The sequence below is a fragment of the Streptococcus sp. UMB0029 genome (assembly GCF_002871495.1).
Taxonomy (GTDB): domain Bacteria; phylum Bacillota; class Bacilli; order Lactobacillales; family Streptococcaceae; genus Streptococcus.
Genome location: NZ_PNGD01000038.1, coordinates 1 through 365 on the forward strand (window position 1 = coordinate 1; position 365 = coordinate 365).

The 365-nt window shown below is 43.6% G+C and carries 1 protein-coding gene; it reads right to left on the bottom strand.

What is annotated here, in order from left to right:
- A partial coding sequence (locus CJ239_RS11525; protein ID WP_180958286.1) for a PD-(D/E)XK nuclease family transposase occupies nt 1–365 on the bottom strand: 365 nt, incomplete at both ends.

Sequence of the window (365 nt, forward strand, 5' to 3'; positions counted from 1 at the left end):
GCTTGTTCTTCGCGTCTGCGTTGTTCACTAAACATTTTCCTATCCTCCTCGGACCAGCTCTTGTAGTCTAGCAGTTGGTCTGCTTGACTGATAGCTCGCTCTGGTTCTTGAGTAAAGGGTTTGTTCCCGAAAAACTCCAACCACGGCTTGCGAACCTCGTCTTTGCTGGTTTCTCTGTATTTTTTTAGTTCCAAGAAAGCCATTTTAACAAGATGGTTTTCTTGTCCATTATTTGTGATAGTTAAGACCTCACCTGTCGTGTCCTCTCGCATGCTAAAGCTATGGAAAGCCAAATCATCTGAGAAATAATTGCTATCCACAATCGCAATAGCGTATACTGGTGCGATGTGTTTGTAACTCTGGTG